Source organism: Mariniluteicoccus endophyticus (genome assembly GCF_054780035.1).
The window spans coordinates 400,200-409,932 of record NZ_BAAGXC010000016.1 but is presented as its reverse complement, the minus strand read 5'-3'; the positions used below and the strand labels follow the sequence as shown (position 1 = coordinate 409,932).

Annotated in this window: 15 protein-coding genes; 9 read left to right on the top strand and 6 right to left on the bottom strand. The window is 69.5% G+C overall.

Annotated elements, in window-relative coordinates:
• Window positions 1–132: 132 nt before the first annotated feature.
• Window positions 133–342 (bottom strand): transposase, encoded by a 210-nt coding sequence (locus tag ACYVGD_RS07260; RefSeq protein WP_460742469.1) that lies wholly within the window; start codon window positions 340–342, stop codon window positions 133–135.
• A gap of 177 nt (window positions 343–519) precedes the next feature.
• Between ACYVGD_RS07260 and ACYVGD_RS07255 the strand changes: the two genes are divergently transcribed.
• Entirely contained in the window at window positions 520–1,098 is a 579-nt protein-coding gene (locus tag ACYVGD_RS07255) for an integrase core domain-containing protein (protein ID WP_460742467.1), read from the top strand.
• Here the strand turns inward: ACYVGD_RS07255 and ACYVGD_RS07250 are convergent.
• Window positions 1,091–1,531, bottom strand: coding sequence for an ATP-binding protein (locus ACYVGD_RS07250; RefSeq protein WP_460742492.1), 441 nt, complete (start codon window positions 1,529–1,531; stop codon window positions 1,091–1,093). The genes ACYVGD_RS07255 and ACYVGD_RS07250 overlap by 8 nt on opposite strands.
• A gap of 304 nt (window positions 1,532–1,835) precedes the next feature.
• Entirely contained in the window at window positions 1,836–2,432 is a 597-nt protein-coding gene (locus tag ACYVGD_RS07245) for a DoxX family protein (protein ID WP_460742465.1), read from the bottom strand.
• Window positions 2,433–2,520: 88 nt separating this feature from the next.
• Between ACYVGD_RS07245 and ACYVGD_RS07240 the strand changes: the two genes are divergently transcribed.
• From ACYVGD_RS07240 to rsrA, 4 genes are all read left to right on the top strand, one after another.
• Window positions 2,521–3,285 carry an SOS response-associated peptidase gene (locus ACYVGD_RS07240; RefSeq protein WP_460742463.1) on the top strand — a complete coding sequence of 255 codons (765 nt, stop codon included), beginning with the start codon at window positions 2,521–2,523 and terminating at the stop codon, window positions 3,283–3,285.
• A complete protein-coding gene (locus tag ACYVGD_RS07235) occupies window positions 3,282–3,932 on the top strand; it encodes an alpha/beta hydrolase family protein (RefSeq protein ID WP_460742460.1) in 651 nt (216 codons plus the stop codon). The genes ACYVGD_RS07240 and ACYVGD_RS07235 overlap by 4 nt, the downstream gene beginning before the upstream one ends.
• A 72-nt stretch (window positions 3,933–4,004) precedes the next feature.
• A complete protein-coding gene (locus ACYVGD_RS07230) occupies window positions 4,005–4,658 on the top strand; it encodes a sigma-70 family RNA polymerase sigma factor (RefSeq protein ID WP_460742459.1) in 654 nt (217 codons plus the stop codon).
• Window positions 4,655–4,912, top strand: coding sequence for a mycothiol system anti-sigma-R factor (rsrA, locus tag ACYVGD_RS07225; RefSeq protein ID WP_460742457.1), 258 nt, complete (start codon window positions 4,655–4,657; stop codon window positions 4,910–4,912). The genes ACYVGD_RS07230 and rsrA overlap by 4 nt, the downstream gene beginning before the upstream one ends.
• A gap of 68 nt (window positions 4,913–4,980) precedes the next feature.
• Here rsrA and ACYVGD_RS07220 read toward each other — a convergent pair whose 3' ends face one another.
• The gene (locus tag ACYVGD_RS07220; RefSeq protein ID WP_369797015.1) at window positions 4,981–5,055 is read right to left on the bottom strand and encodes a 50S ribosomal protein bL37; all 75 of its coding nucleotides are present in this window, start codon (window positions 5,053–5,055) and stop codon (window positions 4,981–4,983) included.
• A gap of 169 nt (window positions 5,056–5,224) precedes the next feature.
• Between ACYVGD_RS07220 and ACYVGD_RS07215 the strand changes: the two genes are divergently transcribed.
• Window positions 5,225–6,703 (top strand): sensor histidine kinase, encoded by a 1,479-nt coding sequence (locus tag ACYVGD_RS07215; protein WP_460742455.1) that lies wholly within the window; start codon window positions 5,225–5,227, stop codon window positions 6,701–6,703.
• Between the two features lie 83 nt (window positions 6,704–6,786).
• On the opposite strand, the gene ACYVGD_RS07210 is transcribed toward ACYVGD_RS07215, so the two are convergent.
• Window positions 6,787–7,038: a WhiB family transcriptional regulator gene (locus ACYVGD_RS07210; RefSeq protein ID WP_460742453.1), complete on the bottom strand. Its 252-nt coding sequence runs from the start codon at window positions 7,036–7,038 to the stop codon at window positions 6,787–6,789.
• A gap of 217 nt (window positions 7,039–7,255) precedes the next feature.
• On the opposite strand from ACYVGD_RS07210, the gene ACYVGD_RS07205 reads away from it, so the two are divergent.
• Together ACYVGD_RS07205 and ACYVGD_RS07200 are read left to right on the top strand one after the other, a co-directional pair.
• Window positions 7,256–7,657 (top strand): hypothetical protein, encoded by a 402-nt coding sequence (locus ACYVGD_RS07205; protein WP_460742451.1) that lies wholly within the window; start codon window positions 7,256–7,258, stop codon window positions 7,655–7,657.
• A 2-nt stretch (window positions 7,658–7,659) separates the two neighbouring features.
• Complete coding sequence (locus tag ACYVGD_RS07200; RefSeq protein WP_460742449.1) at window positions 7,660–8,196, top strand: TetR family transcriptional regulator; 537 nt, start codon at window positions 7,660–7,662, stop codon at window positions 8,194–8,196.
• Between the two features lie 15 nt (window positions 8,197–8,211).
• On the opposite strand, the gene ACYVGD_RS07195 is transcribed toward ACYVGD_RS07200, so the two are convergent.
• The gene (locus tag ACYVGD_RS07195) at window positions 8,212–9,426 is read right to left on the bottom strand and encodes a pyridoxal phosphate-dependent aminotransferase (RefSeq protein ID WP_460742447.1); all 1,215 of its coding nucleotides are present in this window, start codon (window positions 9,424–9,426) and stop codon (window positions 8,212–8,214) included.
• A gap of 90 nt (window positions 9,427–9,516) precedes the next feature.
• Here ACYVGD_RS07195 and ACYVGD_RS07190 point away from each other — a divergent pair, with 90 nt between their 5' ends.
• Entirely contained in the window at window positions 9,517–9,660 is a 144-nt protein-coding gene (locus ACYVGD_RS07190; protein WP_460742445.1) for a hypothetical protein, read from the top strand.
• The last annotated feature ends 73 nt before the right edge of the window (window positions 9,661–9,733 follow it).

The following is a 9,733-nucleotide window of genomic DNA, read 5'->3' as shown; positions in this document are numbered from 1 at the left end:
CAACTACATCGCCCGATGCCTACTCGAGACCGGCGGATTCAGAACCCACCCTGCTTTGGGATGAGCCTTGAATCCGCCATCTCGTTCGCACGGCGCAGCTCGAGGTTCTCCCGGCGCAGCCGGCGCATCTCTTCAGACTCGTCGGTGCTCACACCGGGGGGCCTCGCCGCGGTCGATGCGGCTTTGCTTCCACCAGTTCCGCAGCGTGTGTGGTGAGATTCCGTCGAGGGCTTCGCCCACGGCCGCGCAGGCGACCCAACCGGAGCACTGTTCGGCGCGGATGTGCTCCTCGATGAGCTGTAGGGCCTTCGCCTTGAACTCGGGGCTGTACTTTTGGGGCATGGTCCGATCCTCCTTGAGGAAGTAGGTTGGAACGAAACCCAGGGCGTTTCACACCGAAGCCCTGAACGGGCGGCTCGAACACCTCCGCGGCTCTGCCCTGGGCTTCCGCAACCTCACCAACTACATCGCCCGATGCCTACTCGAGACCGGCGGATTCAGAACCCACCCTGCTTTGGGATGAGCCAGTTCGACTTCTCCGAGTACGAGACCACCGGCGGGGGGACCTGGCGCGTCGCCGGCGTCGCAGACTATTTCAGCAAGTACGAGTTCGGCTGGCACTGGTCCCCGACCGCGAACCAGCACGACGCCATCGCCGGGGTCCAACTCGCCCTGGCGGAGGCAGAAGCCATGCTCGACGGCATCACGCTCATCGACCACCTGACCGACCCCGACACAGGTGAGATCGTCCCGATCACGCTGGTCACCGACAACGGCGGCCCATTCCGGTCGTTCCGCTTCGAGCACTTCATCACCGCGCACCCGGAGCTGCATCATGTCCGGACCCGTGTCCGCACACCCGGCCAGAACGGCGTCCGCGAACGCGCCTTCCAGAGCCTGAAGTACGAGCGGCTCTACCGCGAACAGATCGACGATGCGCTCGACCTGGTCCGTGAGGCCGATGCCTACCGGGCCGAGTTCAACACCGTCCGACCCCACGAGGCACTCGCCTGGAACCGACCGTCAGAGGTCCACCGCGGCCTGACCGACCCGACCGTCCCCACCTTTCCCGAGCCCGAAATCCTGCCAACTACTTGACGCGGGACACGCCCTTCAGGGTGAGGACGTCGGCGTGGTAGACGATGCGGTCGATCATCGCCGCGGCGACGGCCTGGTCGCCGAAGACGCCGCCCCATCCGCTGAACGGCAGGTTGCTGGTCAGGATGAGCGAGGCGTGTTCGTAACGCGATGAGACGAGCCGGAAGAACGAGTTCGCGGCGTCTTGGTTGAAGGGCAGGTAGCCGACCTCGTCAACGATGATCAGGCCGTAGCGGCGCAACCTCGCGAGCTTTTGGGGTAGCCGGCCGGCGCGGAGGGCGTCGGTGAGTCGGGTGACCCATTCGGTCGCGTTCGCGAACAGGACCCGGTGGCCGTGGTGCGCGGCAGCGATCCCCAGGCCGGTGGCCAGGTGAGTCTTGCCGGTTTCGGGCGGGCCGAGGAGCGCGCTACGCGTCGAAGGTGAACACCTGATCGTGTAGCCGGCTCAGCCGGCGTCGCCGGGGATGACGGCTTCGAGGCCGGGGACGACCTCGTTGTTCTCGTAGCGGGAGACCTGGGATCTCGACGTCGCAATTCAGGAAGGGAACCGGTCCTTCCTCGCATCTTCGGAATGGGCCGTTCAGACCGGTTTGAGGGATTTCACGATGAGTTCTCGCACGCGGCACCATCTGGGTGTCTGACACTCTGTAGAACTGCTTCGCCGCGTCCTGAGCCGCCGCGAACGACGGAGCCCCGCCGCCGCCTCGAGGGGCAGCGGCGGGGCTTGGCGCGAAGGCTCAGTTCGAGGACAGCGACTTCACCTGCGCGCGGGCCTGCTTCCGGGCCTTCTTCAGCTCGCGCCTGACCTGGCGCGACGACTTGGTGGCGTCGGACTCGAGCTGCTTGCGGGTCTGCTCGACCGAGCGCGCGATGCGGCGCGACTGGTCCTGGGCGCGCCACGACAGCGACGGCTTGCCCTCGGTGTCCTGGGCGGCCAGCAGGGCGGCGCCGGTGAGGGCGAAGTTCTTCAGCATCTCGTTGCGGTTGGCCTGGCGCTCGGCGCTCGACTGGCCCTTGACCGGGTTCGAGGCCATCAGCTGCGGCACCATCGCGGCCACCAGCGCGGAGGCGCCGAGGCGGCGGCCCTTGCCGGTCATCAGGCCGAGACCGCCGAGGACCTGGGCGGCGCCCGAGATGCGGGCGAGCGTGACGGCGTCCTCGGGGATGGAGGTCGCGACCTCCGGCGGGGCGACCTTCTTGGCCAGCGGCACGACGGTGTTGGCGAAGCGCTCGGTGTCGGCGGCGTACGCCTCCGGCTCCCGAAGGGCCTTCGCGCCGTTCACGACGAAATAGCCGGCGAGCATGGTACGGGCAGCAACGCGGATCAGGTTCATGGGCCCATTCAACCGCGTGGAGCGGGTCGATTCCAGTCCCTGGGGCCGATGTGTCGACCTTCTCACGCTCCGGCGTACGGTGGTCGCCATGTGTGGCAGGTACGCGGCGGCGCGCGACGTCGACCAGCTCGTGGAGGAGTTCGAGGTCGACGAGGTCGTCGACACGCCCCCGGCGCCGAGCTGGAACACCGCGCCCACCGACCCGGTGGCGGCGGTGGTGACCCGCGCCGACAAGGAGTCCCCCGAACAGGTGCGGCGCAAGCTCGTCACGCTGCGCTGGGGCCTGGTCCCGTCGTGGTCGAAGGACCCGGGGTCGGGCGCGCGCATGATCAACGCGCGCGTCGAGACCGTCGCCGAGAAACCAGCCTTCCGCAAGGCCTTCGCCGCGCGTCGCTGCCTGGTGCCCGCCGACGGCTACTACGAGTGGTACGCCACCGCCCAGACCGACGCCAAGGGGAAGCCGAAGAAGCAGCCGTTCTTCATCCACCGCCGCGACGACGCCCCGCTGGCCATGGCCGGCATCTACGAGTTCTGGCGCGACCCGACGAAGGCGGCCGACGACGCGGCCCGCTGGCTCACGACGTGCTCGATCATCACCACCACGGCCACCGACGCGCTCGGCCACATCCACGACCGCATGCCCATGGTGATCCCGCACGTCGCCTGGACCGACTGGCTCGACCCGGCCCTGACCGACCCCCGCGCCGCCCATGACCTGCTGCAGGTCACCGAGGCCGGCCTGCTGGAGGCGTACGCGGTGTCCCCGCGCGTCGGCAACGTCCGCAACAACGACGCCTCGCTGGTGGAGCCACTGCCGCTCGACGACGTCCTCCCGCTGGAGGAGGGCCGATGACGACCACCCTCGACGTCGCCACGCCGCGCGGCCCGGCCCGCCTGTACGCCGACCTGCCCGAGGGCGACCCGTCCGCGCTGCTGGTGCTGGGCCATGGCGCCGGCGGTGGAGTGGACGCGTACGACCTCGCCGCCCTCACCACGCTGGCCGCCGAAGGTGTGGCGGTGCTGCGGTTCGAGCAGCCCTGGCGTACCGCCGGCAAGAAGGTCGCCCCGGCCCCGGCGGCGCTCGACGAGGGCTGGGCGGTGGCCATGGCGCTCGTCGCCGAGCGCTGGCCGGGCGTCCCCACGTTCGTCGGCGGCCGCAGCGCAGGCGCCCGCGTCGCGATGCGGTGGTCGGCCGACCACGAGGTGGCCGGCGTCGTCGCGCTGGCGTTCCCGCTGCACGCGCCGGGCAAGCCGGAGAGGACCCGCGCCGACGAGCTGGCCGGCGCGCGCCCGAAGGTACTGGTGCTGCAGGGCGAACGCGACACGATGGGTCGCCCGGAGGAATTCCTGCCCCACGTCGAGGACCGCGACGACGTCAGGCTCGTCGTCGTGCCCGAGGTCGGGCACGACCTGCGTCCCGGCGCGCGGGCCGGGCTCACCTGCGACGACGTCGTCGCCATGGTGGTCGGGGAGGCGCGGACGTTCCTGGGCGTGGAATAAGCCGCAGGCCTCCCGATGTTGTCGGTGGTGATGCTCACCACGACGCGCACTTCGCCGGTACTGTCATACGTGATGACTCTGCCGACCCACACCGACGACCTCGACGACCACACGGTCGACGAGGCATCCGTCGACCTCGCCACCGAGACGCAGGAGGAGCGCGACGCCCGCTTCGAGCGCGACGCATTCGCCCACCTCGACCAGCTCTACGGTGCGGCCATGCGCATGACGCGCAACCCGACCGATGCCGAAGATCTGGTCCAGGAGGCGTTCGCCAAGGCGTACGCCAGCTTCCACCAGTACACGCCGGGCACGAACCTCAAGGCGTGGCTCTACCGCATCCTGACCAACACCTACATCAACACCTACCGCAAGGCCCAGCGCAGCCCCCAGATCTCCGACGGCGAAGACGTCGAGGACTGGCAGCTCGCTCGTGCCGAGTCCCACACCAGCCAGGGGCTGCGGTCGGCCGAGATGGAGGCCCTCGACCGCATGCCCGATTCGGCCGTGACCGAGGCGCTGGCCTCGCTGTCGCCCGACTTTCGGCTGGCGGTCTATCTGGCCGACGTGGAGGGCTTCGCCTACAAGGAGATCGCCGAGATCATGGGCACGCCGATCGGCACCGTGATGTCGCGCCTCAACCGCGGACGCTCCCAGCTGCGTGCGCGGCTAGGAGACTACGCCCGCGAGCACAATCTGGTGCCGAGCAAGGACGACGACGCATGAGCGAGACGACCCCCGACCACGACCACGACGTCGAGTGTGCCGCCGTCCTCGACCGCGTCCACCAGTTCCTCGACCACGAGCTCGACGAGGCCAGCTGCGACCAGATCCGCCACCACCTCGACGCCTGCGAGCAGTGCCTCGACAACTTCGACGCCGAGTCGGCGATCAAACAGCTGGTGAACCGGTGCTGCCAGGGAGATGCCGCACCGGACGGGCTGCGCGCCACGATCATGCAGAAGATCCGCCAGGACTGACCCATCACCCAGAGGCACGAGGGCCCCGCACCATCAGGTGCGGGGCCCTCGTCGAATGCTGATCGGGATCAGGCGTTGGGACGCTTGCCGTGGTTGGCGCCCTTCTTGCGACGAGCGCGGCGCTTGCGACCGGTCTTGCCCATGATGAGCCTCCTTCGTGGATGCGGTGGTTGCGGTCTCCCGCTGTTCTGCCACCGGATCTGGCGGCCGACGGGCCACTCTACCAGTCGCCGCGTACGCGCCCCAAACGCCGTGCGGCGCGGATCAGCGTGCCGGACGCGGCGGCGCGTACGCCAGCCCTAGGCTTGGTTTATGCCCCTGATGCAGCGCCTGATCCGTGAGCACACCGTCCTGTCCCCGTCGCAGGAGGAGTGGCTGACCCGGCTCGTGGCGAACTGGCAGCTCATCGCCGACCTGTCGTTCTCGGACCTGGTGCTGTGGGTGCCCGACGAGGACCCGGAAATCTTCTGGGCCGTGGCGCAGGTGCGGCCCAACACCGGGCCGACGGCGCTCGAGGACGACGTGGCGGGCACGAAGGTCGCCTACCAGCCCGAGCACGGCGTGCCCGAGGCCTACCTCTCCGACACGGTCGTCGAGACCAGTGAGAACAAGCTGCAGGCGGGCATCCCCGTCGACGTCCACGCCATCCCCATCCACCACGACGGCGAGGTGCTGGCGGTCATCGAGCGCCACACCAACCAGATGGGCGTACGCGCCCCCGGCGCGCTGGAGGACAACTACCTCGAGCTCGCCGAGACCCTGACGGCCATGGCCGCGCGCGGCGAGTTCCCGGTCGACGGGGCGGCGAACGACCCCGTGCTGAGCCCGCGGGTCGGCGACGGCCTGATCCGTCTCGACGCACGCGGACGGGTGCTCCACGCCACGCCGAACGCGGTCACCGCGTACCGCCGCCTCGGTCTGGCCACCGACCTCGAGGACGACACCCTGGTGTCCACGACCACGCGCCTGATCGCCACCGACCCCGACGCCCCCTCGACCGACGAGGTCGGCTCGTTCTTCGGCGACGAGTCGGTCGCCGAGATCGTCGTCTCGGTCGGCATGATCTCGGTGCGCCTGCGCCGCCTGCCCCTGAAGGACGCCGACGGGGGTCCAGCGGGTGCGATCCTGCTGTGCCGCGACGTCACCGAGCTCAACAAGCGCGAGCGCCAGCTGGTGACCAAGGACGCGACGATCCGCGAGATCCACCACCGAGTGAAGAACAACCTCCAGACTGTGGCGGCACTGCTGCGCATGCAGGCTCGGCGCACGAGCTCCGAAGAGGCCCGCACGGCGCTCAGCGAGGCACAGTCCCGCGTCGCGGCGATCGCGGTCGTCCACGAGACGTTGTCGCAGGCCTTCGACGAGGAGGTCCAGTTCGACGACGTGGCCGACCGTGTGCTGAAGATGGTCGGCGAGGTCGCGGCCATGCGCGGTGGAGAGGGTCTCACCACCCGGCGCGAGGGATCGTTCGGACTCGTGCCGGCCGACGTGGCGACGAGCCTGTCGCTGGTGGTCACCGAGCTGTGCCAGAACGCCATCGAGCACGGTCTGGCCGCCGCCGACACCGGGGTCGTACGCATCGTCCCGCGGGCCACCGAGGGATGGTTGTCGGTCGAGGTGACCGACGACGGCTCGGGGCTCCCCGACGACTTCGCCCTGGAGCGCTCGCGCTCGCTGGGTCTGTCGATCGTCTCGACGCTGATCCACGACCTCGGGGGGACGTTCGAGATCCGCAACAACGCCGAGGCGGCGGGTTCCACGGCCCGGATCACCATCCCCATCTCGCGCTGACCGCGGCGGACGCCTCCGCACGCGTCGAAGCCCCCGGACCGCAACGGCTGCCGTTGTGGCCCGGGGGCTCCGGAAATCGTGCGTCAGGCCGTGCGGATGCGCGAGCGGGCCGCGCGGCGCTTCATGGCGCGACGCTCGTCCTCGGACAGGCCGCCCCACACGCCGTGGTCCTGGCCGGCCTCGAGGGCCCACGCGAGGCATGCCTCGCGTACGTCGCAGCGCATGCAGACCTTCTTGGCCTCTTCGATCTGCAGCAGGGCGGGTCCGGTGTTCCCGATGGGGAAGAACAGTTCGGGGTCCTCGTCCAGGCAGGCTGCCTCATGGCGCCAGTCCATCGCGTGCATCTACTCCTCGGGTCGTGTCCCGGTCGCTGAGCCGCGACGCTGCGGGGCTGACTGGGGTCTCGTGAACACGTGCACTCAAGAGTGGCAACGTTTGGTCGGGAAAACAAGGGGTTGACACGTTTGTTCCCTCACATTTCTCCACGCTGACTGGGGGGAACGCGGCAGGGATCGGCCCTGTTCGGGGATGCTTCGGATACGCTGGGCCCCCGTGACGACCCCTGAGAACGCTCCTGAACCCACCACCGCCGCCCCGCCGGCGGTGATCAAGGTGGCGTCCGCGCTGCTCGTCCTCACCGCCGTCGCCTGGCTGGGGATGGGCATCTGGGAGACCGTCAACATCCGGCTCTCGCGTCCCGAGGTGGGCGTTGGGGCGGCGCTGCTCATGGTGCTGTACGCGGTGGCGCTCGGGCTCATCGCGCGCGGCCTGATGCGGCTGCGGCCCTGGTCTCGGGGACCCGCCGTCGCCACCCAGCTCTGCCAGCTGCCCGTCGCGTACTCATTCCTCGGTGGACCCACCATGGCCGTCGGCGTCGTCATGGGCGTCGTGAGCCTCGCGGTGATCGGCTGTCTGCTCAGCCCGTCGGCGACCCGGGCCCTGGTCCGCGACTGACCATGGCACTCACCCGCCCCGAGATCGTCGCCGCCGCGCTCGAGATCCTCGACGCCTACGGCCTTGGTGACCTGACCATGCGTCGCATCGCCGAGCACCTCGGCGTACGCGTCGGCGCCCTGTACCACCACGTCGCCAACAAGCAGTCGCTGCTGGCGGCCCTGGCCGACGAGGTGCTCGCCGACCTGGCCCGCCCGACGGGTACGCCGACTGAGGTGGTCGCAGCGTGGGCGGGGGAGTTCCGCCGCGCGCTGCTCGCCCACCGCGACGGCGCCGAGGTGGTCGCCTCGGTGCTCAGCATGCGGCTGACGGACACGTCTCCCGTGGCCCACCTCACCGCCTGCCTCACCGCCTGCGAGGGTGTCGACGACCCGCGGAGCACCGCCTCGACGGTGGTCCACCTCGTGCTGGGGCACGTCCTCGACGAGCAGGGGCATGCCCAGCTCGTGGGGCTCGGCGTGGTGCCGCCGGACGACACCGACCACGAAGCGCAGTTTGCGGCCAGCGTACGGCTGCTCACCCGCGGTCTGGAGCGTTGAGCGGGTTCAGCGGGTTCAGCGGCGGGTGGCGAGGAAGTCGGCGATGCGCCCGATCGCCTCGGCGAGGAGTTCCTCGTCGGGGAGGATCACCAGGCGGAAGTGGTCGGGGCGCGGCCAGTTGAAGCCCGTGCCGTGCGTGACGAGGATCTTCTTGGCCCGCAGGAGGTCGATGACGAACGCCTCGTCGTCGTCGATCGCGTACACCTCGGGATCGAGCCGGGGGAAGCAGTACAGCGCGCCCATCGGCTTGACCACGTCGACGCCGGGGATCTCCGACAGCATGCGGTGGGCGATCTCGCGCTGGTCGTGCAGGCGGCCGCCGGGGGCCACGAGGTCGTCGATCGTCTGGTAGCCGCCGAGCGCGGTCTGGATGGCGTGCTGGGCGGGCACGTTGGCACACATGCGCATGTTCGTCAGCAGTGTGAGTCCCTCGAGGAAGTCGGACGCGACGTCCTTCGGCCCGGTGATGAGCACCCAGCCCGCGCGGTAGCCGCACACGCGGTAGGACTTCGACAGGCCGCTGAACGTCAGGCACAGCACGTCGTCGCCCGTGTACTTCGCCATGTAGTGGTGCTTCGCGTCGTCGTACACGATTTTCTCGTAGATCTCGTCGCTCAGCACGACGAGCTCGTGGCGACGGGCGATGTCGGCGAGCCCCTTCACGATCTCCTCGGAGTAGACCGCGCCCGTCGGGTTGTTCGGGTTGATGACGACCAGCGCCTTGGTGCGCTCGGTGATCTTCGACTCGATGTCGGCGAGATCGGGGTTCCAACCGTTGGCCTCGTCCGCCTCGTAGTGGACCGGTCTGCCGCCGGCGAGCGACACGACGCCGGTCCACAGCGGGTAGTCGGGCGCGGGTACCAGCACCTCGTCGCCGTCGTCGACGAGCGCCTGGCACACGAGCGTGATGAGCTCGGAGACACCGTTTCCGAGGAGCACGTCGTCTACCGTGACGTCCTTGAGACCCTGGCCCTGGTAGTGGTGGGCGACGGCGGTACGCGCCGAGTAGATGCCGCGTGAGTCGGAGTAGCCCTGAGCCTCGGGCAGGTGGTGGATCATGTCCTGCACGATCGACTCGGGTGCCTCGAAGCCGAAGGGCGCGGTGTTGCCGATGTTGAGCTTCAGGATGCGGTGTCCCTCTGCCTCCAGCTTCTGGGCCTCGGTGAGGATCGGGCCGCGTACGTCGTAGCGCACGTTCTTGAGCTTGGAGGACTGCTTGATGGGACGCATGGGGGTCATTGTTCCACGCAGGTGCGCATGGGATTTGTGGACGCGCCGGTCGGATGACGTGAGGCCCTTCCGATCCCCAGGAGGACCACCGTGGGACTGTACGCCGGCGACCAGCGCCTCACCGACGCCGACGTGTCGAGGTTGCGCGACGCGCTGGCCGACGGGGTGGAGGAGGACCTGCTGGAGGAGTGGGCGGCCGCCGAGGGGGAGTCGGTGGTGGTCAGCATCGGCTGAGCGCGCGTACGCCACCACCCGCGACGACACGGACGAGGAAAGGGCGCGCCGGAGGTCTCCCTCCGACGCGCCC